A 20,588-nucleotide genomic window follows, 5' to 3' on the forward strand; every position below is an offset into this window, starting at 1 on the left:
CCGGCCGCGGTCGGCCCCGCCCCGTGGCCGCGGGTCAACTCAACGGCAGCGCGGTGGCGAGCGGCCAGGCCACCAGGACCGCACCCACCAGGGCCGGTGCCCACCAGGGCGCACCGGCCCGCCGCAGCACCGCCGCCCAGGCGGCCTGCCAACCGAACAGCACCGCGAACAGCGGCACCACCAGCAGCACGAAACCGGGGGCCACCCCCACCACGGCCGCCCCGCCCAACGCCGGTACGGCGAGCGCGCCGACCGCCGCGTACCGCCAGCTCCGCCCCTGCGTGACCAGCTCCGCGCCGGCCAGGAACGCCAGGCAGCCGACCGCCACCACCGGCAGCAGCCACCACCGGGCGCCCACCGGCCGCGCCCAGGTGAGACCGAGGTGGATCGGCACGGCGACGGCGGCCACGGCGTACCCGGTCAGCAGCAGGGCCGCGACCACCGGCCGCAGCGGTGTGTGCCCGTCGGCCGGGACAGGGTCGTCGGCCGCAGCCGGCCCGACGAGGGCGGGGCCACCGACCGGGACAGGGTCGTCGGCCGCAGCCGGCCCGACGAGGGCGGGGCCGGCGGGGAAGAGGCGGCCCGGCACGTGCCGGACGGCTGCCAGCAGGACGCCGGTGACCAGCAGGAAACCGGTCAGGTAGTCGCCGACGGCGAGCGGCAGACGGGTGGTCGGCAGCACCCGGGCGAGCAGCACCCCCGGGCCGATGGCGGCCGTCGCCACCGCCAGCACGACGGGTGCCGGGGCGACCTGTCGCCCGCGCCGGGGGCGCGGACGATGGCCGGTCAGCACGGCCGCCAGTGGCACGAAGCCGAGCCCGAAACCGAGCAGCAGCAGCCCCGCCGGGACCAGTCGGGCGGCCGGACGCGGTGCCGCACCGCCGCCACCACCGACCCATCCGGCGACCTCACGGTGGGTGCGCTCGGCGAAGAGCACCGAGATGTGCTCGACGCCGGGAACGACCACCACCCGTCGCCCGACGCCCCGCCGGGCGGTCGCCTCGGCGGTGGCCCGGAAGGCGGGGAACTCCAGGCCGCCGACGATCAGCAGCAGCCGCTGCGGCCGGGCGTCGGGCAGGTCACCGCCGTCGGGCAGCGAGATGGCGACGGTGCCGGCGATGTCGGGGTGGCCGGCGGCGTACCTGGTCACCGCGCCCGCACCCATCGAGTGTCCGACCAGGACGATCCGTGTCGGGTCGACGTCGGGCCGGCCCCGCAGGTGGGCGACGGCGACCGCCAGGGCGTGTTCCAGGGCGACGCGGGACGCGGCGTCGTCGCCGCCCGCCCCGGGCAGCCCGGCCGGGTTGCCGCCGTGCCCGGCGAAGTCGAGCAGCAACGCGACCGCGCCCCGTCGGGCGGCCGTGTCGGCGAGCGGACGCATCAACCGGGCCGAACCGGCGAAGCCGTGCGCGATCACCACCCCCGGCCGACGCGCCGCGCCCGCCCCGTCGTCGGTCCGCACCTCGGTCAGCGGCACCCCGTCGACGGTGACCTGCCGGGTGGCCAGGCCCGCGTCCGCCCGGAACAGTCCATAGCCACCGAGGAGCAGGGCGAGCACGGCGAGGACCGTCAGCGCCGCGTGGCCCCGACCGGCCGGCGGCTCGCCGGGGGGACGGAGCGACATGCCGGCACCCTACCGCCCATCCGGGCACGAACCGGCACCCGCTTCCCCGCTCGCCCCGGGGCCGGGGCCGTGCTCCGGGCCAGGGCCGCCGATCGTGCTCCCCGGGCCCACGACCCGCGGACCGACCGGGTCGGCCACTGCCCGCCGACCGTGCCGGCGGGCGGCACTGGCCGACCCGGCGCACACTGGGTCACATGGCCATCCCCCTGCCCCGACCGGCCGCCGTCGTCGGCCTCACCCGCTCCGCCCTCGACCAGGCGTTCGGTTCGGCCGCCTCGTTCGCCGCCGTACCGGCCCGCGCCTTCGCCGTGCTCGACGGGGTGGAGGCGCTGCTGGCCCGGATCAACGGGGTGGTGGACCGGATCGAGGGCACCCTGGACCGCACGGACCGGGTGCTCACCGACGCCGAGGAGGCGGTGCGGGAGGTGGCGGTGATCAGCGCGGCGGCGACCACGGCCATCACCCGGGCCACCGACGTCGCCGACGCGGCAGCCGGGGTGGTGGCCGGGGCCGGGCAGGTGTCGAGGGCGGCCGGCGTGGTGGTCGCCGAGGCCGAGGCGGTGGCCGACCGGGCCGCCGGCACCGTGGCCACCGCCGGTAGCGCCGCCACCGTCGCGGCCGAGCTGCTCGCCGCGTACGAGCCGGCGTTGCGGCGGGGTGCGCCGATGGCGAACCGGTTCGTGGCCGAGCTGAGCCACGAGGAACTGGCTGCGGCGATCCGCCTCGTCGACGAGCTACCGAAACTCAAGGAGCACCTGACCTCGGACGTGCTGCCGATCCTGGCCACCCTCGACCGGGTCGGCCCAGACCTGCACGACCTGCTCGACGTGACCCGTGACCTCAAGCTCGCCGTCGCCGGCATCCCCGGCCTGGGCATGCTGCGTCGCCGGGGTGAACGGCTCAGCGACGACCCGGCCGGCTGAGCCGTCGGTCAGGTGGCGGGGGTGTAGAGGGCGTCGATCTCGGCACGCTCGGGCAGCGCCACCGACGCGCCGAGCCGCCGCACGCAGGCCGCACCGGCCGCCGCCGCCCAGCGCACCGCGTCGACCACCGGCCGGCCCTCACCCCAGGCCACAGCCAGGGCCCCGGTGAACGCGTCCCCGGCGGCGGTCGTGTCGACCACGTCCACCGCGACAGCGGGCACGTGCACGGCGGGGGCGTCCCGCTCGACGTACCAGGCACCCCCGCCGCCGAGGGTGAGCACCGCCCGGGGCACCAGGGCCAGCAGCGCCCCCGGATCGTCCCGTCCCCGGCCGGTGAGCAGGTGCGCCTCGGTCTCGTTGACCACCAGCAGGTCCACCGCGGCCAGCAGTTCGGCGGGCACCTGCCGGGCCGGTGCGGCGTTGAGGATCACCCGGGTGCCGGCGGCCTGTGCTGCCAGCGCCGCCTCGGTCACCGTCTCGACCGGGATCTCCAGCTGGGCGACCAGCACGTCTGCCCCGCGTACGGCGGAAAGCTCGGCGGTGGTGAGGGCGGTGAAGGCGGCGTTCGCGCCGGGGGTTACCAGGATGGCGTTCTCCCCGGCCGCGTTGACCATCACCAGGGCGACCCCGGATGCCCCGTAGACCACCCGCAGGTGGCTGGCGTCCACCTGGGCGGCGGTGATCCTGGCCCGCAGGGTGACCCCGAACGAGTCGGAGCCGAGCGCGCCGAGGAAGGTGCAGGCGGCACCGGCGCGGACGGCGGCGATGGCCTGGTTGGCGCCCTTACCGCCGGGCACCATCACGAAGTCGTCGCCGAGCACGGTCTCGCCGGGTCGGGGCAGCCTCGGACCGGCCCCGACCACGTCCATGTTCGCGCTGCCCACCACAACGATCCGACTCTGCCGCACTCCACCCCCCACCAAACCCCCACCCTCCCCACCACCCCACCAACCACAACCACGACAAGTCTAAATCCCCACCCACCCACCCGCTCCGCCCATCCCGCCCCACCCCGCCCATCCCGTCGATCATGGACTTACGGTGGCCGCAAAAGGGGCATGAGAGGGCCTTTCCCCCACCACAACTCCATGATCGACGCCGGGGTGGGGGGTGGGGGTGGGGGGTGGGGGGTTAGGTGGCGCGGGCGGTCCAGCGGGGGCCGTGGCGTTCGACCAGGAGGGGGAGGCCGAAGGTCTTGGTGAGGTTGTCGGCGGTCAGGGTGTCGGCGAGCAGGCCCTGGGCGACCACCGCGCCGTCGCGCAGCAGCAGGGCGTGGGTGAACCCGGGCGGGATCTCCTCGACGTGGTGGGTGACCAGCACCAGGGCCGGGGCGTCCGGGTCGTTTGCCAGCTCGGCGAGCCGGCCGACGAGGTCCTCGCGGCCACCCAGGTCGAGCCCGGCGGCCGGCTCGTCGAGCAGCAGCAGTTCCGGATCGGTCATCAGAGCGCGGGCGACCTGCACCCGCTTGCGTTCACCCTCGGAGAGGGTGCCGTACGCCCGTTCCGCCAGGTGGCCGACGCCGAGCTGCCCGAGCAGGGCACGGGCGCGGGACTCGTCGGCCTGGTCGTAGCTCTCCCGCCAGCGGCCGACCACCGACCAGGCGGCGGTGAGCACGACGTCACCGACCCGCTCCTCGGCGGGGATGCGCTCGGCCACGGCGGCGGTGGTCAGGCCGATCCGGGTCCGCAACTCGGTGAGGTCGGTGCGGCCGATCCGCTCGCCGAGCACGTGCGCGACACCGGCGCTCGGGTGCAGTTGGCCGCAGGCGAGGTTGAGCAGGGTGGTCTTGCCGGCGCCGTTGGGGCCGAGCACCACCCAGCGTTCGTCCAGCTCGACCCGCCAGTCGACGTCGTGCAGCAGGGCGGTGCCGGATCGCCGGACGGCGACGCCGTCCAGGCTGACCACCAGATCCGCGTCCACGGTCGGGGGGGTGGCTGCGGCGGGGAACGGGTCACCAGTCACCGCTCCATCCAACCACGCAGCCCGAGGCCGCCCCCCACGGGCGGGTGGCCCGGCCATAGGGTGGGGCACCGTGTCGTTGGTCACCATCCCGGGAGGACGACCCATGCCCGTACGAGACGAGGGGCGGTGCGGATGAGCGCGGTCATCGAGATCGCCGGTCTGCGCAAGACGTTCCGCACCATCCGGCGGGGCAGGCGGGTGGCGGTCGACGGCTTCGACATGGTCGTCGAGGCCGGTCAGGTGCACGGCTTCCTCGGCCCCAACGGCTCCGGCAAGACCACCACGCTGCGTGCCCTGTTGGGGCTGGTCAACGCCGACGCCGGGGAGCTGCGGGTGCTGGGTGCGCCGGCCCCGGAGCAGTTGGGTCGGGTCACCGGGCGGGTGGGCGCGATCGTGGAGAGTCCGCAGTTCTTCGGCAACTTCACCGGGCACCGGACGTTGCGGTTGCTGGCGGTGGCCGGTGGCGTGCCGACGTCCCGGGTGGACGAGGTGCTCGACCAGGTGGGCCTGCGGGAACGGGGCGAGGACCGGGTGCGCAGCTACTCGCTGGGCATGAAGCAGCGGCTCGCCGTCGCGTCGGCGTTGTTGAAGAACCCGGAGCTGCTGATCCTGGACGAGCCGGCGAACGGGCTGGACCCGGCCGGTATCCGGGAGATGCGGGACCTGATGCGGACCCTCGCCGGGTCCGGGGTGACCGTGCTGGTGTCGAGCCACATCCTGGCCGAGATCCAGCTGATCTGCGACCACGTCACGATCATCGCGCGGGGTCGTCGGGTGGCGGCCGGCCGGGTGGACGACGTGCTGGCCGGGCACGACCCGCACGAGTGGCGGGTCCGGGTGGCCGAGTCGGAGCGGGGCGCGGAGATGCTGCGGGAGGTCGGGCTGACGGTAGCCGTCCACCCCGACGACGTGCTGGTGGTCGGGGGCGCGTCGGAGCCGGAGCTGATCAGCAGCACCCTCGGCGGGCAGGGGTTGTGGGTACGCGAGCTGACCCCGATCCGGCCGGACCTGGAGAGTGTCTTCCTCGACCTCACCGCCGGCGCGGCCCCGCCCCGGCAGGCGGACGACACCGCCGGCGACGAGCCGCTGATCGAACTGGACCGGACCGACGGTCGGAGGGTGGACGCGTGAACCTGGTCCGTGCCGAGGTGGAGCGGTTGACCGCGCGCCGCTTCGTCCAGTTGATGGTGCTGCTGCTCGCGGTGGCTTTCGCGGTGACCACCGCGACCACCCTGATCGGGTCGCACCGGCCGACGGCGCAGGAGTTGTCCGCCGCGCAGCAGCAGGCCGCGCAGGCGGTGGCCGCGATGGAGGCGGAGCACACCCGCTGCCTGCGGGTCCGGGCCGGCGAGATCCCGATCACCGAGGACTCGGGCTACGTGCCGGCCGACTGCGGTGAGCTGGACCCGGCGCGGATGGAGCGGCTGCCGGTGGCCACCGACTACCTCACCTCGGTCTTCGTCTTCTCCCAGGAGGCGCGGGGGTTGCTCTACTTCCTGATCGCGTTCCTGGTGCTGTTCGGCTTCCTGGTGGGCGCGTCGTACATCGGGGCCGACCTGAACTCGGGCGGGGTGGTCAACCTGCTGCTGTGGCGTCCGGGCCGGCTGAGCGTGCTCGGCACGAAGCTGGGCACCCTGGTCGGGGTGGTGGCCGTGCTCGCGGTGCTGGCATCGGTGCTCTATCTGGGCACCTTCTGGACGATCGGGCAGACGGCCGGCGCGCCGGGCCCGCTGGACGGGCAGTTCTGGGGCGGGCTCGGGGCGATCTACGGGCGGGGTCTGGTGCTGGTGCTGCTGTCGACCGTGCTCGGCTTCGGGATCGCCACGCTGGGCCGGCACACCTCGGCGGCGCTCGGCGCGGTCGCCGCGTACGCGGTGGTCTGGGAGATGGGCGTCCGGCTGGTGCTGCAGATCCTCGACGTGGCCCGGGCCGACCTGCTGATGCTCTCCAACTACCTGGGCGCCTGGCTGTCCGGCCGGTTGGAGTTCTGGGACGACCGGGGTTGCGCGCCGGGCAGCGGCCTCTGCGACGGCGGTTTCTACACGATCACCTGGGGGCCGGCACTGCTGGTGCTGCTGGCGCTGACCGGTGCGGTCACCGGGTCCGCGTTCGTCGCGTTCCGCCGCCGCGACCTGGTCTAGGGGCGGCCCGACCCGCGCCGATCACGGCAACATCTTGCCGTGATCGGCGCAGTGGTGAAGTATTCCTTCATGGTGACGGGCGGGCAGGGTGGTCGGTCAGCCGACGGTCGACCCGAACACCTCGTCCCGCACGGCGTCCAGTGCGGTCCGCAGCGCCCCCCGCAGGATCGGCTCCTCGGTCAGCCCGGTGGGCACCACCCGGGGCCGGACCAGGGTGATCGCGGCCACCTCGTGTTGCACCCGTTCGGCCAGCGCCGCCCCGCCGGCCTGCCCCACCTCACCGGCGAGCACCACCAGCGGCGGGTCCAGCACCACGCAGGTGCTGGCCACCCCGAGGGCGAGCCGTCGGGCCAGCTCGTCGAGCAGCGGGCCACCGGCGGTGCCGGCGGCGATGGCGGCCCGCACGGCACCTGCCGCGTCGGGCGCGTCGATGCCGTGCTCCCGGGCCACCGCCTGGACCGCGTCCGCCCCGGCGAGCTGCTGGAACGCCGGCTTGGCCCGACGCGAGACGTCCCGGGGGATCGGCACCCCCGGCACCGGCAGGTAGCCGATCTCGCCGGCCGCGCCGCTGCTGCCGTGGTGCAGCCGGCCCCCCAGCATGATCGCCAGGCCCACCCCGGCACCGACCCAGACCAGGACGAAATCCGCCAGCCCCTGTGCCGCCCCGGACTGCGCCTCGGCGACGGCGGCCAGGTTGACGTCGTTCTCGAAGACGACCGGGGTGTGCAGGTCCTCGCGCAGCGCGGCGAGCAGACCCCGGTGCCAGCGGGGCAGGTTGAACGCGAACGTGATGTCCCCGGTGGCCGGGTCGACCAGACCCGGGGTGCCGAGCACCACCCGCCGTACGCTGTCCAGCTCCGCGCCGGCCCGGCTGGCCGCCTGCACCACCGCCGTGTGCACCACGCCGACCGGGTCGTCGGTGTCCCGGGTGGACTGCTCGACCTGGCTGACCACCGCGCCCGTGATGTCCGCACAGGCGGCCACCACCCGCTCCGCCCCGACGTCCACCCCGACCACGTACGCGCTGCCCGGCCGCACGGCGTACAGCTGCGCGTTCGGCCCCCGCCCACCGGCCTGCTCACCGACCCGGGCGACCAGTCCCCGCTCCTCCAGCCGCTCGACCAGCTGCGAGGCGGTGACCTTGGACAGGCCGGTCAGCTCGCCGAGCCGGGCGCGGGTGAGCGGGCCGCGTTCGAGCAGGAGCTCCAGCGCCGCACGGTCGTTGAGCGCCCGCAACAGTCGGGGGGTTCCGGGCAGCCGGGTCGCACTCATGCCACGTCCTCTGGTTTCCGTAAACTCTGCTAACCGAATCGCGTTGATCAGGGATGTCCGTAGCGTATCGGCCGGCCCGCGGCGGGTAACTCGGACGACCCGGCCGCCCGGGACGACACACGTGCCGTCCACCGGCACACGCCGACATCCGGCCGGTCCGCCCGTGGCGCGGGTTCGGGCGGCGGGAGAGGGGGTTCAGGTGGGGATCGATCCAGGACTGCGCCGGCTGGCGCTGGGCACGCTGCTGGCCGCGTACCCGGGGCCGGTGCCGCCGGACTGGGCGGTCGCGCTGGTCGCCGAGGGGCTGGCCGGGCACACCCTGTTCGGCGGCAACGTGCACGACCCGGGCCAGCTCGCGGCGAGCACCGCCGCGCTGCGCGCCGCCCGGCCCGACGTGCTGCTCGCCATCGACGAGGAGGGCGGCGACGTGACCCGGCTGGCACACGCCACCGGCAGCCCGTACCCGGGCAACGCGGCGCTCGGCGCGGTCGACGACACCGCGCTCACCCGGGAGGTCTACGCGGCGATCGGCGTCGAGTTGGCCGCCGTCGGCGTCACCGTCGACCTGGCCCCCACGGTGGACGTGAACACCGCCGACGACAACCCGGTGATCGGCACCCGCGCGTTCGGGGCCGACCCGGCGCGGGTGGCCGCCCACACGGCCGCCGCCGTGGCGGGTCTCCAGTCGGTCGGGGTGGCGGCCTGCGCCAAGCACTTCCCCGGCCACGGCGCGACCGTCGCCGACTCGCACCACGAGCTGCCCACCGTGGACGCCGACGCGGCGCTGCTGCGGGCCCGTGACCTGCCGCCCTTCGCGGCGGCGGTCGACGCGGGCGTGCAGGCGGTCATGACGGCGCACATCCGGGTGCCGACGCTGACCGGCGACGGGCCGGCCACCTTCAGCCGGGCCGTCCTGGTCGACCTGCTGCGCGGCGAGTACGGCTTCACCGGCGCGGTGGTCACCGACGCCTTGGAGATGAAGGGCGCGGCGGTCGCCGCCGGTGGGGTCGGGCCGGCCGCCGTACGGGCCCTGGCCGCCGGGGCGGACCTGCTCTGCCTGGGCGCGAAGGTCGACGCGGCGCTGGTCGAGCGGGTGGTGGCCGAGATCGTCGGGGCGCTCGGGGACGGCCGGCTGGACCGGGCCCGGGTGGAGCAGGCCGCCGGTCGCGCCGCCGCGCTCGCCGCCTGGACCGGTACCGCCCGCCCGGCCGGTCCCGCCGGCCCGGCCGATGCCGGTCTGGGCTACCGGGCCGCCCGCCTGGCGGTGCGGGTGGAGGGCGACCCGACCGGCCCGGCCCGGCCGCTCGTGGTGCAGGTGTACGCCGCCGCCACCGTCGCCGAGGGCCGGGTGCCCTGGGGACTGGGCCCGCACCTGACCGATGTCGAGCAGCTCCGGGTGGTCGCCACCGAGGTCGACCCGGCCACGGTACGACGGCTCGCCGGGGACCGGCCGGTGGTGCTGGTCGGACGGCACCTGCACCGGCTGCCCGGCGGCCCCGCGCTGGTCGGGGCACTGGCCGCGACGCATCAGGTGACGGTGGTGGAGATGGGCTGGCCGGGGCGGTGGCGGCCGGCCGGGGTACGGGCCTTCGTCACCACCTACGGCGCGAGCCACGCCAACGGCCGTGCGGCGGCGGAGGTGCTCGGCCTGACCGGCTGACCCGCCGTCCCCGACGGGTGGGCGCACCCGCGCGGAAGAGCCGGCCGGGCCGGCGACGTGCCGCTGACCGGTCCGCCTCGACGCCGGCCACGCCCGGGACGGGACCGGAGCGGTCGGCGAGGTGAGGCGGTCAGCGCCGCCAGGGGGCCGGGTCGCCGCGGTCGTCGGGGAGGCCGAGCAGCCGGGCGACCGCGGTGATCCGCAGGACCCGGGACACCACAGGTTGCGGGTCGACCAGTCGCAGGGTGGCCCCCCGGCCGACCGCCTCGGCCGCCCCGCGCAGCAACGCGGCCACCCCCGTCGAATCGAGGAAGGTGACAGCCGTCAGGTCGACGACGATCTCCAACAGGCCCGGGTGGCGCAGCGCCTCGTCGAGGTCGCGTTGCAGCCCGGGGACGGTGGCGATGTCCAGGTCACCCACCGGTGCCAGGACCACCCGCCCGGGTCCCTCGCCCGGCGTCGGCAGCTGCATACCCGTCCACTCCTGGCCAACCGGCCGTCCCCGACCGCGCGCCGGCTCTCGCCGCGACGCCCGACCCTACCGGTGGCCCCTGACACCGCTCTGCCGGGCAGCCACCGCGGCAGGAGACAAGCACGTTGCGTTACCGAGCCCAGCCAGGAAATTTTTCCTTAACCCCAGCTCAAGTCCACTACTGGACAGAGTCGACCCACCGATCACCACTTGCCGGACGGGCATTCGAGTACGTAGCGTGACCAGCACCAAGGGTCGACCGGTGGACGCCGGTCACGGCGGGGCCTGGGGCAGGCAGCGGACCGTGGATCCGGCCCGGGATCCACGGTCCGCGCCGCCGGCCGGCGCGGCGGACAGACGCCGAACACCCGACCCGCCCGCACGGCGGATGGACGCCGTACACCCGGCCCGCCCTCACGGCGGATAGACGCCGTAGGTCGACCAGCCCCGGTCGGCGAACCCGGCGGCCTCGGCGACCCGGGCGGAACCGGTGTTCGCCGGATCGTGCCGGTAGGTGGGGACGGCGCCCTCGTCGAGCACCCGGCGGGCGGCCTGCGCGACGAGCCGTCGGGCCAGCCCCCGGCCGCGCGCCGCGGGCACCGTGCCGACGGCCAGCTCGTGCCCGTACGCGTCGTGCCGTTTGACGCCGACCCCGGCCAGATAGCCGCCGTCGGCGTCGCGCACCACGAGCACCTCGCGGTCGAACAGGTGCAGCCAGGGTGGCAGGGCGGGGTCGGTGGGGGCGGTCCAGACGCCGACGTCGGGCAGCGCGGCCGGCGCGAGGCACCACCGGAACACGTCGTCGTGCGCCACCCAGGAGGGTCGCCCGACCAGTGCCGGCAACGCCCCGTACAGCGCGCAGCGTGGTCCGGCCGCCAACTCCCGGACGGCCGCGACCAGCGCGGGTGGCACGGAGAGCACGGTGCTGCCGGCGACCCGGACCGCGACGGCCGGACGGACCCGGCCGTCCCACGCCGGCCGGGTCCGCCGCCACGAGCCGACCACGTGCAGGCCGGGCGGGGCCGGCCACTGCCCGAGCCAGGTCGCCAGGTGCAGGTACAACCGCCGGTCCAGCACCGCCCGCCCCTCTCACCCCGTGGATCGCTCCATGATCCACGGTACGCCGGGCCGGCCCGGCCGACTCACGGTTACCGGGAGTACGTCACGGGTAGAGGGGAATCGGACCGTGAGCTGCCTCACCGGAACCCGGTCCATCGACCGTGCGTCATATCTATTTCCATACATGGACACCTTTCTTTGGGACGGTAATGGCCATGCCCATGCAGCCGAACGAGCGGTACCAGCAGGACAGCGCACGCGTGTGGAACACGGCGGGGGGTGTCGGCCGGTTCCCGGCCCAGCCGCGCTACCGGGAGGCCCGGCGCGGTCGCGGTGTCAACGCCCGACTGTCCTGGAGCGAGTTGAACATCCTCCCCGCCGGCATCTCCTCCCGACGCGGCCTCACCGCCCACTGACCCGGCACGGCGCGCCCGCGACGACGGCCCCGGTCCGTCCCCCGTGGCCACCGGCGGACGCGCCCGGACCGACGACCGACGACCGCGCCGACCCGCCGGGTGCCACCGCGCTGCCGCCGGCGGCTCCACCACGCGCCGACCGTCCCGCCGGGGTGTCCGGCCGGGGCGTTCGCACACCTGTCGGGTAGCGTCTTGTGGTCGATTCCGGCCAGCGACAGGAGAACCGCAGCGCATGGGCAAGAAGACGATCCACGTCTCCGACTTCAGCGGCACGGTGCTGCGTCCCGACGACGAGGTGGTCCGGGTCGTCGTGCTGGAGCACCCCGACCTGGTGGCCGGGCCCGTGCAGTTGGACGCCACCGCGACCGAGGTGGAGGGCATCGACGACGCCGCGCTCGACGTGGCGGTGGTCGAGATCCACGACCGGCACGCCGGTGGGGAGCCGCGTCGGGTGGTGCTGACCGCCAGCGAGTTCGACGCGATGGCGACCGACACCCCGATGGCCCAGTTGCTGCGTACCGCCGAGCGGGTCCGCCCGCCGAAGGCCCGCAAGAGCGCCGAGAAAATCGACTACGGCACCCTCGACCACGCCGGGAAGCCCCACCGGGGGCGGGTCACCGAGGAGGAGGCCCGGCTGGTGCGCGAGCAGCTCGACGAGGTCAACAAGCGGCTCGCCGACGCCGGCATCCGGCAGATCGACCCGGCCGACCCGGAGCACGCGCTGCGGTACGGCTTCCGCACCGACGACTGACCGGCCCGCCGGGCGCGCCCCCTGCCGCGCCCGGCCCCGGCCTGCCCTTCCCTCCCCCGGCCTGCCATGCGGGACGGCCCCCGGCCAGGTCGGGTTGTTACTTGCCGTCGGCGAATCCGGCGAGGGCGGCGGCCAGGTGGGCCTCGGCCCGTTCCTTGGTCAGGCCGAGGCCGGACAGCACGCCCGTGCCGTCCTCCAGTTCCAGCAGGGCCAGCAGGATGTGCTCGGTGCCGACGTAGTTGTGCCCGAGCCGCAGCGCCTCCCGGAAGGTGAGTTCGAGGGCCTTCTTGCCCTGCGCGTCGTACGGGATCAGGTCGGGGACCTGGTCGGACGCGGCGGGCAGCGCGGCGACGACCGCCTCCCGGACGGTGTCCGGGCCCAGCCCTTCGGCGACCAGGGCCCGGGCGGCGAGGCCGTCGGGTTCGGCGAGCAGGCCGAGCGCCAGGTGTTCCGGGCGGATCTCCGGGTTGCCGGCGCTGCGGGCCTCCTCCTGCGAGGCGATCACCACGTTGCGGGCACGCGGGGTGAAGCGGCTGAAGCCGGCGTTGGGGTCCAGCGTCGCGGCCGCGTCGGCCTTCGCGGCGGAGCGCTTCTGGGCGGCCTGCTTGCTCACCCCCATGCTGTTGCCGATCTCGGTCCAGGAGGCTCCGGAGCGGCGGGCCTGGTCGACGAAGTGGCCGATCAGGTGGTCGGCGAGGTCGCCGAGGTGGTCGGCGACGAGCACCGCGTCGCTGAGTTGGTCGAGCGCGTCCGGCCGGGCCTTCTTGATGGCCTGGATCAGCTCGTCGAGGCGGACAGGGTGCGGGAGCTGAGTGGATTCCGTCATGCGTCAACCATAGGTTGACGCCCTCGCATCGTCAACCGGAAGTTGACGATTGCGACCTCCGGGGCGGGTCCACCGGACCGCCCGTGGCGCGTCGCCGGCGCTCCGATAGCGTGCAGCGATCGGACGGGTCGGGTGGCGTCGCGGGAGGGTCGGGAGCATGCGGTTGCACGTCGGCTGCGCGATGTGGACCCACCGGTCCTGGCAGGGGCGGCTGATCGCCCACCCGCTGCCGGTGCACGAGCGACTGCGGCACTACGCCGGCTGGTGCGACGCGGTCGAGGGCAACACCACGTTCTACGCCACCCCCGCCCGGGAGACCGTGGAGTCCTGGGCCCGGCAGACCGGGCCCGACTTCCGGTTCGTCCTCAAGCTGCCGAAGGTGGTCACCCACGAACGGCGGCTCGTCGACGCCGACGCGCCGCTGCGGGCCTACTTCGACGCGATCGCCCCCCTGGGCAGCCGGACGCACGCCCTGTGGATCCAGCTGCCGGGGTCGTTCACCCCGACGGACGTCCCCGTGCTCGCCGACTTCCTGCGCCGGCTGCCACCAGGACACCGGTACGCCGTCGAGGTCCGGCACCCCGCCTTCTTCCGGGAGCCCCGCGCGACGCGACTGCTGGAGGCGGTGCTCGCCGAGGCGTCCGCCGAGTGGGTGCCCTTCGACACCACCGCGTTCTTCCGCACCCCGCCGACCAGTGACGCGGAACGGGAGGCGTGGACGAAGAAGCCCCGGCTGCCGTTGCGGACGGCGGCGCTGACCGACCGGCCGATCGTCAGGTACCTCGGCCGCGACGCCGAGGCGGAGACCGTGGCGGGCTGGCAGCGCTGGGTGGAGATCACCGCCGGCTGGCTGCGGGAGGGCCGCTCGCCGACCGTGTTCGTGCACACCCCGGACAACGCCGACGCACCGCTGCTCGCCCGCCGGTTCCACGACGAGGTACGGGCCCGGGTGCCCGCCCTGGCGGCGCTGCCCGAACCGATCCCGACCGGGCCGCTCACCCTGTTCTGACACCCGCCGGACGCCCCGTCGAAGGTTCCGGCCATCCCGCGCCGGACGCTCTCGAAAGTTTCGACACCCGGGCCCGGACACTCCGCCGGGCGCGGCCCTCCGCCAGCCGCCCCTCCCCCGCCCGGAGCAGCCGTCTCGTCGGCGTCTCACCACGTCACCCACACAGGACAACGGATTGACGTTTCTCAATGTTATGCCTACAGTTCCGAAAGAGTAACCGAAAGTTTACCGAAAAGATGATCGGCTCCGGCTGACCGCCGTGGCTTCTCCCCGGGCTGACGCAGGCGGTGCCGGACCGGCACGCCGACGAGCCGGGAGGAACCAGAGACATGACGCAGGTCGTCCTGTTCGCGATCGACATCTGCGCGGTGGCGCTGCTCGTGTTCGGGCTCTACTTCCCCCGACACCGACGCCGCGACCTCGTCGTCGCCTACCTGGGGGTCAACGTCGGGGTCCTCGCGGTGGCCAGCGCCCTGAGCGCCAGCAACGTCGGTGCCGGAGTCGGGCTGGGGATGGCCCTGTTCGGGGTGCTGTCCATCATCCGGCTCCGCTCGACCGAACTGGACCAGCACGAGGTGGCGTACTACTTCTCGGCCCTCGCCCTCGGCCTGCTCGGCGCGCTGGGCACCCGCTCGGTCTGGCTCAACGGCGGCCTGATGGCGCTCATCCTCGCGGTGATGTTCCTCGGCGACCACCGCCGGGTGTTCCGGCACTACCGGCACCAGATCCTGGTGCTCGACTCGGCCGTCACCGACCACGTCGCCCTCGTCGCCCACCTGGAACAGCTGCTCAACGCCCGGGTGCACGTCGCCACCGCCCAGCGGGTCGACCTGGTCAACGAGACCACCGTGGTCGACGTGCGCTACTCGGTGGCCCACCGCACCCCGGCGTCCACCCCCGGTTCGCCGGTGCCGGCGGGAGCACGTCGATGACCCCGCCGCCGTTCGCGTCGGCGCTGGCCGACCTGCCCCCGGTCGGGCTCGCCGAGCTGATCGACCGGGCCGCGCTGCAGAGCCGGGTGGACCGCAAGTACGTCGTCGCCCTGGACGAACTGCCCGGCCTGCTCGACCGGATCGCCCCGTCCGCCCGGGTGCTGGACATCGACGGCACCCGCACCTTCCGCTACGAGTCGGTGTACTTCGACACCCCCTGCCTGGCCAGCTACCACGGCGCGGCGTACCGGCGGCGGCGACGCTTCAAGGTGCGCACCCGCACCTATCTCGACTCGGCGCAGTGCTGGCTGGAAGTCAAGGTCAGCGGAGCCCGGGGGCTGGTCACCAAGCACCGGCTGCCCTACCGGCCGGAGGACCGTCGTACCGTCCGGTCGGGGCGGGACTTCGTGGACGAGGCGCTCGACCGTGAGTCGATCCGGTCCGCCCCCGCCGGTGGTCACCTCGAACCGGTGCTGGTGACCGGCTACCGGCGTACCACGCTGCTGCTGCCGGCGACCGCGAGCCGGGTCACCATCGACACCGACCTGCACTGGCAGGACGACCGCCGCGCCCTCGGCCTGCCCGGGGTCGCCGTGGTCGAGACCAAGACCCGGTCGGCGGCCGGCCCGGTCGACCGGCTGCTGTGGCAGCGCGGCACCCGACCCGCCCGCATCTCGAAGTACGCGACCGGTCTGGCCGCCCTGCGACCGGACCTGCCGGACGTGCCGTGGCGACGGACGCTGCGCCGCCACTTCCGCGACGCCACCGGGTCGGCGACACCGGCACCGGCACCCACCACCCCCCGAGTCACCCAGGAGACATCGTGCGTCTGACCGTCCGCCCGCCCACCCGACGTACCGTCGGGATCGCGGCCGTGGCCGTGCTCCTCACCGGGCTCCTCGTGCCGCACACGGCACAGGCCGGCCCGTCCACCGCGACCGCCGGCCCGCCCGCCGCCCGCGCCGGGATCACCACCGGCCTGGACACCTCCGCCGCCGACGCCATCGCCGCCGCCGGGGCGGCGGACGAGCTGGTCGGCGACATCGTCTTCTCCCGGCCGAGCGGCACCTTCCAGGGGGAGGTGACGGTGTCGCTGAGCACCGCGATCGGCGGCGCGCAGGTGCGGTACACCACCGACGGCCGGCTGCCCACCGCGCAGTCGCCGCTGTACGCCGGCACACCGCTGCGGTTCACCCGGACCACCCAGCTCCGCGGGCAGGCCTTCGTCGGCCAGACCGCCGCCGGTGCGCCCGGGACCGCCATGTACGTCGCCCAGAACGTCGCCACCGCCCACGACCTGCCGGTGGTCCTGCTCGACTCGTACGGTGCCGGCAAGCCCGGCCGTGAGTACCTCGACGCCACCGCCATGGTCTTCGAGCCGGGCGGCGGTGGCACCACCTCGCTGGCCGCGACCCCGACGGTCGCCACCCGCGCCGGGTTCCACCTGCGCGGCCAGTCGTCGGCGTCGTTCGAGAAGACGCCGTACCGCGTCGAGCTGCGGGGCAACGACAACGACGATGCCGACTACCCGATGCTCGGCATGCCGGCCGACTCCGACTGGGTGCTGCGCGGGCCGTTCAGCGACAAGGCGTTGATCCGGGAGGCGCTCGTCTACGACCTCGGGCGCGAGATGGGCATGCCGGCGCCGCGGTACCGGTTCGTGGAGTTCTACCTGAACACCGACGCCGCCCCGGTGGCCGCCGGTGACTACATGGGCGTCTACATGCTGGTGGAGACGATCAAGAACTCGAAGAACCGGCTCGACCTCAAGCAGCTCGACGAGGACGACCTGACCCTGCCCAAGATCCAGGGCGGGTACATCTGGAGCTTCGAGTGGCTGGCCGCCGAGGAGCCGACGCTGACCTGCGCCGGTACGGCGGCGACCTGCTGGAACTACCTGGAGGTGCGCGACCCCTCACCGTTGCAGGCACCCCAGCGGGACTGGCTGCGGGGCTACGTCCAGGAGTTCCACGACGTGCTGCGGGCACCGAACTCCGCCGACCCGGTCACCGGCTACCGGAAGTACATCGACGTCGACTCGTTCGTGGACCAGATGGTCCTCAACGAACTCAGCCGGGAGATGGACTCCTACATCCGCAGCGCGTACTTCTACAAGGACCGCGACACCAAGATCTTCGCCGGCCCGCTGTGGGACTACGACCTCACCTTCGGCGTCGGCGGCTACTTCGGCAACGACCAGATCGCCGGCTGGCAGTACCAGCAGACCCGGCAGCCGCTGGCCAACGACTGGTTCCCGCAGCTGGTGCGGGACCCGGCCTTCGTCAACCAGCTCCGGTCCCGCTGGCAGACGCTACGCCGGGGCCCGCTCGCCGACGCCGCCCTGCAGACCCGGATCAACGCGCTGGCCGCACCGTTGACCAACGCCGCGCAGCGCAACTTCCAGCGCTGGCCCAACCTGACCGCGCCGATGGTCGGCCCGTTCTACACCCCGACCGCGTCCACCTGGCAGGGCCAGGTCCAGGCCATGCGGGACTGGATGCTGCGCCGGGCGGCCTGGTTGGACTCCACCGCCGGCTGGGGTGGCCCGGTCACCACCCCGCCCCCGTCGCCCACGTCACCCGCCCCGACCACCCCGCCGCCCACCACCACCGCACCGCCGACGACGACCCCGCCGCCGCCCACCACCACCCCGCCCCCGGGCACCGCGCGCTGCACCGCGACGTACACCGTGACCAGCCAGTGGACCGGCGGGTTCCAGGGCGAGGTACGGGTCACCGCCGGTACCTCGGCGATCAGCAACTGGACCGTGACCTGGGCGTACGCCAACGGCGAGCGGGTCACCCAGGCCTGGAACGCGACGGTGACCAGCCAGGGCACGACGGTCACCGCCCGCAACGTCGCCTACAACGGCGCGCTCGCGGCCGGTGCCAGCACCTCGTTCGGGTTCCTCGGCTCGTCCACCGGCAGCCCCGGCCTCCCGGTGCCGAGCTGCACCACGGGTTGACCCCGGGCTACCTGGCACCGGCCGGTCTTTCCGCCGGTGCCAGGTAGCGTCGAACCGTCAGTCCCCGGCCGCGGTCCCGGTCGTGGCCCGGTTCAGCCGCTCCCGGACCCGGGCGGCGTCCGGGTGGCCGAGTTCGTCGAGGATGTCCAGCGCCCGTCGCCAGGTCCGCACCGCCCCGTCGGGGTCGCCCGCCGTGTGCCGGGCCTCGGCGAGCCGGGTCAGGGTGTCCGCCTCGTCGTACCGGTCGCCGATCCGCCGGTACAGCGCCAGCGCCCGGCCGTAGCAGCGGATCGCCTGCCGGTGGTGGCCGAGCCGGTCGTGGATGAAGCCCAGGCTGTCCCAGGTGTTCGCCTCGCCGTGCCGGTCGCCGGTCGGGCGCAGCAACGTCAACGCCCGGGTGCAGTGCTCCAGCGCCGGCCCGTACTGGCCGAGCTGGGCGTGCGCCCACCCGACCGCGTTGCGGGCGCTGGCCTCCCCCGCCGGGTGGCCGGCGGCCCGGTACAGCGCCAACGCCCGCTGCCCGTGCCCCAGCGCCTCGGCGTACCGGCCGAGCCCGTCGAGCATCGCCCCGAACGCCCGATGGGTACGCGCCTGACCGGTGCGGTCGCCGAGCGCCCCGAACAGGCTCAGCGCTTCCCGGTAGTGCTCCACCGCCTCGTCGACCAGGCCCAGCCGGCTGAGCACCCGGGCGAGATCACGGTGGGCGTTCGCCTGCCCGGGTCGGTCGCCCGCCCGCCGCGCCCCGGCCAGGGCGGCATGCTGGGCGGCGGCCAGGTCCGACCAGTTGCCCCGGCGCTGGAGGAAATCCACCAGGCTCCAGGCCAGTTGCCAGGCGTGACCGTCGAAGCCGTGCCGCCCGGCGTGGGTGACCGCCGACAGCAGCACCGGGTACTCGGCGGTGAACCAGGCCAGCGCCCGCCCGTGGTCGGTCGGCTCCTCGGGGTGCACCCCGGGCAGCGGGTCGGCCAGGGCCACCGGGTCGCGGCCCGGTTGCAGCAGCAGTGCCGCCGCGTGGGCGCTGTGCACGTAGTGGTCCAGCCCCCGCCGGACCGCCGCCCGCCGGTCCTCGCCCGGGTCGAGGTTCTCGGCCAGCTCCCCCGCGTACGCGCGCAGCAGGTCGTGCGCGACGAACCGGCCGGGTGCGTGCTCGGTGACCAGGTGGGCATGGGCCAGCTCGGCCAGCAGCCGGGACACCTGGCTGCGGGGCAGGCCGGCCAGGCTCGCCGCCGCGGCCAGCCCGACGTCGGGCCCCGGATGGCAGCCCAGCAGCCGGAACAGTCGCGCCGCCGCCGGCGTCAGGTTCCGGTACGACCAGGAGAAGACCGACTGCACGTCCGTCCCGGTGTCCCCGCCGTCGAAGGAGTCCAGCAGACGCGGCGACCCGCGTAGCTCGGCGACGATGGTGGCCAGCGGGAACGTGGGGTGCGCCGCCCCCCGCGCGGCGAGCACGGCCAGCGCCAGCGGCAGCCGTACGCAGCGTTCGATCATCTCGTCGACCGCCTGCGGCTCGACGGTCAGCCGGTCCGGGCCGAGCCGTCGGGCGAGCAGTTGCCACGCCTCGGCGGTGCTGAGCAGGTCGACGGCGATCTGCCGGGCCCCCTCGGCGGTGATCAGGCCGGCCAGCCGGTTGCGGCTGGTGACCAGGAACAGGCAGCCCGGGCTGCCGGCCAGCAGCGGCCGTACCTGCTCGACGTCGCGGGCGTTGTCCAGCAGCACCAGCATCCGTCGGCCGGCGAGCAGGCTGCGGTAGAGCCCGACCTGCGCGGGCAGGTGGGTGGGGACCCGGTCGGGCGGCACCTCCAGGGCTTCCAGGAAACCCCGGACCGCCTCGGCGGGCGTCACCACCGCGCCGGTGGCGTCGAATCCCCGCAGGTCGACGTAGAGCTGTCCGTCGGGGAAGCGGTCGGCGACCCGGTGGGCCCAGTGCACGGCGAGGGTCGTCTTGCCGACGCCGGCCGTACCCGACAGGGTCATCGTGGTGGTCGGCCCGTCACCGTCGGGTGTGTCGTGTCCGGCGCAGCCGGCGTCGAGCTGGGCGAGTTGCGCGGCCCGGCCGACGAAGCCGGGCAGCGCCGGCGGCAGCTGGCGGGGCACCGGCAGCCGGGTCGGCGGGAGGCCGGCCCGCCCGCCGCCGGCCCGGGGGCGGACGACCGCGCGACCGGCCCGGCCGGTGGAGGGGTGTTCCGGGCTGGCGAGCCGGCGGCGCTCCTCGACCCGGTCCCGCGCGGTGGCCAGCGCCCCCTGCTCGGCGGGGCTGGCCCCGAGCAACCGGATCAGGGTGTCGAACCGCTCCGGCGGGGGCAGGATGTTCCCGGCGAAGTACTCCCCGATCACCCCACGTGACCAGCCGGTCTTCGCCGCGAGCTGGCGGTAGGTCAGCGGGGTCTCGCCCTGTTGCCGGGCCTCCCGGCGGCGGAGCTGCCGCAGCAGGGCGGCCAGTTCCTCGACGGTGTGTATCCCGGTGTCCAGTGGGGACATCGGGGCCGCCGCACGAACCGTCCCGGCCGTCGGCTGCCGGATGCCCGAAGGGACCCGTTGGTCGGACATGCGGCCTCCACCCCCGGCCATCCGTCGCC

Annotated in this window: 18 protein-coding genes; 10 read left to right on the top strand and 8 right to left on the bottom strand. The window is 74.8% G+C overall.

The features are described 5' to 3' along the window. Positions 1-34: 34 nt before the first annotated feature. Entirely contained in the window at positions 35-1,624 is a 1,590-nt protein-coding gene (locus ACWCHM_RS21265; RefSeq protein WP_454219502.1) for an alpha/beta hydrolase, read from the bottom strand. Between the two features lie 194 nt (positions 1,625-1,818). Here ACWCHM_RS21265 and ACWCHM_RS21270 point away from each other — a divergent pair, with 194 nt between their 5' ends. Continuing rightward, positions 1,819-2,547, top strand: a complete 729-nt coding sequence (locus tag ACWCHM_RS21270; protein ID WP_204956747.1) for a hypothetical protein — start codon at positions 1,819-1,821, stop codon at positions 2,545-2,547. Between the two features lie 8 nt (positions 2,548-2,555). On the opposite strand, the gene ACWCHM_RS21275 is transcribed toward ACWCHM_RS21270, so the two are convergent. Together ACWCHM_RS21275 and ACWCHM_RS21280 are read right to left on the bottom strand one after the other, a co-directional pair. Beyond that, on the bottom strand, positions 2,556-3,455 hold the full coding sequence (locus tag ACWCHM_RS21275; protein ID WP_204957294.1) for a ribokinase: 900 nt from the start codon (positions 3,453-3,455) through the stop codon (positions 2,556-2,558). Between the two features lie 223 nt (positions 3,456-3,678). Then, positions 3,679-4,566, bottom strand: coding sequence for an ABC transporter ATP-binding protein (locus tag ACWCHM_RS21280; protein ID WP_454223131.1), 888 nt, complete (start codon positions 4,564-4,566; stop codon positions 3,679-3,681). 75 nt (positions 4,567-4,641) lie between these two features. Here ACWCHM_RS21280 and ACWCHM_RS21285 point away from each other — a divergent pair, with 75 nt between their 5' ends. Both ACWCHM_RS21285 and ACWCHM_RS21290 read left to right on the top strand, forming a co-directional pair. After that, a complete protein-coding gene (locus ACWCHM_RS21285) occupies positions 4,642-5,640 on the top strand; it encodes an ABC transporter ATP-binding protein (RefSeq protein ID WP_454219503.1) in 999 nt (332 codons plus the stop codon). After that, entirely contained in the window at positions 5,637-6,650 is a 1,014-nt protein-coding gene (locus ACWCHM_RS21290; RefSeq protein ID WP_204956745.1) for an ABC transporter permease, read from the top strand. The genes ACWCHM_RS21285 and ACWCHM_RS21290 overlap by 4 nt, the downstream gene beginning before the upstream one ends. Before the next feature lie 96 nt (positions 6,651-6,746). Here the strand turns inward: ACWCHM_RS21290 and ACWCHM_RS21295 are convergent, their stop codons facing one another. After that, entirely contained in the window at positions 6,747-7,922 is a 1,176-nt protein-coding gene (locus tag ACWCHM_RS21295; protein ID WP_088641729.1) for an ROK family transcriptional regulator, read from the bottom strand. 199 nt (positions 7,923-8,121) lie between these two features. Here ACWCHM_RS21295 and ACWCHM_RS21300 point away from each other — a divergent pair, with 199 nt between their 5' ends. After that, positions 8,122-9,582: a glycoside hydrolase family 3 N-terminal domain-containing protein gene (locus ACWCHM_RS21300; RefSeq protein ID WP_454219505.1), complete on the top strand. Its 1,461-nt coding sequence runs from the start codon at positions 8,122-8,124 to the stop codon at positions 9,580-9,582. A gap of 130 nt (positions 9,583-9,712) precedes the next feature. On the opposite strand, the gene ACWCHM_RS21305 is transcribed toward ACWCHM_RS21300, so the two are convergent. Continuing rightward, positions 9,713-10,054 carry an STAS domain-containing protein gene (locus ACWCHM_RS21305; protein ID WP_204956743.1) on the bottom strand — a complete coding sequence of 114 codons (342 nt, stop codon included), beginning with the start codon at positions 10,052-10,054 and terminating at the stop codon, positions 9,713-9,715. Positions 10,055-10,468: 414 nt separating this feature from the next. Then, entirely contained in the window at positions 10,469-11,131 is a 663-nt protein-coding gene (locus ACWCHM_RS21310) for a GNAT family N-acetyltransferase (RefSeq protein ID WP_204956742.1), read from the bottom strand. A 197-nt stretch (positions 11,132-11,328) separates the two neighbouring features. Here ACWCHM_RS21310 and ACWCHM_RS21315 point away from each other — a divergent pair, with 197 nt between their 5' ends. Both ACWCHM_RS21315 and ACWCHM_RS21320 read left to right on the top strand, forming a co-directional pair. Then, complete coding sequence (locus ACWCHM_RS21315) at positions 11,329-11,529, top strand: DNA repair protein (RefSeq protein WP_204956741.1); 201 nt, start codon at positions 11,329-11,331, stop codon at positions 11,527-11,529. Between the two features lie 232 nt (positions 11,530-11,761). After that, positions 11,762-12,280 (top strand): hypothetical protein, encoded by a 519-nt coding sequence (locus ACWCHM_RS21320; protein ID WP_204956740.1) that lies wholly within the window; start codon positions 11,762-11,764, stop codon positions 12,278-12,280. Between the two features lie 97 nt (positions 12,281-12,377). Here ACWCHM_RS21320 and ACWCHM_RS21325 read toward each other — a convergent pair whose 3' ends face one another. Continuing rightward, the gene (locus ACWCHM_RS21325) at positions 12,378-13,106 is read right to left on the bottom strand and encodes a Clp protease N-terminal domain-containing protein (protein ID WP_204956739.1); all 729 of its coding nucleotides are present in this window, start codon (positions 13,104-13,106) and stop codon (positions 12,378-12,380) included. A gap of 181 nt (positions 13,107-13,287) precedes the next feature. Between ACWCHM_RS21325 and ACWCHM_RS21330 the strand changes: the two genes are divergently transcribed. From ACWCHM_RS21330 to ACWCHM_RS21345, 4 genes are all read left to right on the top strand, one after another. Further along, complete coding sequence (locus tag ACWCHM_RS21330) at positions 13,288-14,115, top strand: DUF72 domain-containing protein (RefSeq protein WP_454223132.1); 828 nt, start codon at positions 13,288-13,290, stop codon at positions 14,113-14,115. Positions 14,116-14,444: 329 nt separating this feature from the next. After that, entirely contained in the window at positions 14,445-15,047 is a 603-nt protein-coding gene (locus ACWCHM_RS21335) for a DUF4956 domain-containing protein (protein ID WP_204956738.1), read from the top strand. Beyond that, positions 15,044-15,880 (top strand): polyphosphate polymerase domain-containing protein, encoded by an 837-nt coding sequence (locus ACWCHM_RS21340; RefSeq protein ID WP_454219507.1) that lies wholly within the window; start codon positions 15,044-15,046, stop codon positions 15,878-15,880. Before ACWCHM_RS21335 ends, ACWCHM_RS21340 begins: the two co-directional genes overlap by 4 nt. Beyond that, the gene (locus ACWCHM_RS21345) at positions 15,871-18,012 is read left to right on the top strand and encodes a CotH kinase family protein (protein WP_454219509.1); all 2,142 of its coding nucleotides are present in this window, start codon (positions 15,871-15,873) and stop codon (positions 18,010-18,012) included. Before ACWCHM_RS21340 ends, ACWCHM_RS21345 begins: the two co-directional genes overlap by 10 nt. A gap of 57 nt (positions 18,013-18,069) precedes the next feature. On the opposite strand, the gene ACWCHM_RS21350 is transcribed toward ACWCHM_RS21345, so the two are convergent. After that, the gene (locus ACWCHM_RS21350) at positions 18,070-20,559 is read right to left on the bottom strand and encodes an ATP-binding protein (protein ID WP_454219510.1); all 2,490 of its coding nucleotides are present in this window, start codon (positions 20,557-20,559) and stop codon (positions 18,070-18,072) included. Positions 20,560-20,588 lie beyond the last annotated feature (29 nt).

The sequence above is a fragment of the Micromonospora sp. SCSIO 07396 genome, from assembly GCF_053667945.1.

Excerpts from the sequence above, each read along its gene's own strand:
- ACWCHM_RS21335 (WP_204956738.1), top strand. The coding sequence starts at position 14,445 with ATGACGCAGGTCGTCCTGTTCGCGATCGACATCTGCGCGGTGGCGCTG.
- ACWCHM_RS21295 (WP_088641729.1), bottom strand. The coding sequence starts at position 7,922 with ATGAGTGCGACCCGGCTGCCCGGAACCCCCCGACTGTTGCGGGCGCTC.
- ACWCHM_RS21270 (WP_204956747.1), top strand. The coding sequence starts at position 1,819 with ATGGCCATCCCCCTGCCCCGACCGGCCGCCGTCGTCGGCCTCACCCGC.
- ACWCHM_RS21340 (WP_454219507.1), top strand. The coding sequence starts at position 15,044 with ATGACCCCGCCGCCGTTCGCGTCGGCGCTGGCCGACCTGCCCCCGGTC.
- ACWCHM_RS21325 (WP_204956739.1), bottom strand. The coding sequence starts at position 13,106 with ATGACGGAATCCACTCAGCTCCCGCACCCTGTCCGCCTCGACGAGCTG.
- ACWCHM_RS21330 (WP_454223132.1), top strand. The coding sequence starts at position 13,288 with ATGTGGACCCACCGGTCCTGGCAGGGGCGGCTGATCGCCCACCCGCTG.
- ACWCHM_RS21305 (WP_204956743.1), bottom strand. The coding sequence starts at position 10,054 with ATGCAGCTGCCGACGCCGGGCGAGGGACCCGGGCGGGTGGTCCTGGCA.
- ACWCHM_RS21320 (WP_204956740.1), top strand. The coding sequence starts at position 11,762 with ATGGGCAAGAAGACGATCCACGTCTCCGACTTCAGCGGCACGGTGCTG.
- ACWCHM_RS21285 (WP_454219503.1), top strand. The coding sequence starts at position 4,642 with ATGAGCGCGGTCATCGAGATCGCCGGTCTGCGCAAGACGTTCCGCACC.
- ACWCHM_RS21265 (WP_454219502.1), bottom strand. The coding sequence starts at position 1,624 with ATGTCGCTCCGTCCCCCCGGCGAGCCGCCGGCCGGTCGGGGCCACGCG.
- ACWCHM_RS21280 (WP_454223131.1), bottom strand. The coding sequence starts at position 4,566 with ATGGCCGGGCCACCCGCCCGTGGGGGGCGGCCTCGGGCTGCGTGGTTG.
- ACWCHM_RS21315 (WP_204956741.1), top strand. The coding sequence starts at position 11,329 with ATGCCCATGCAGCCGAACGAGCGGTACCAGCAGGACAGCGCACGCGTG.
- ACWCHM_RS21350 (WP_454219510.1), bottom strand. The coding sequence starts at position 20,559 with ATGTCCGACCAACGGGTCCCTTCGGGCATCCGGCAGCCGACGGCCGGG.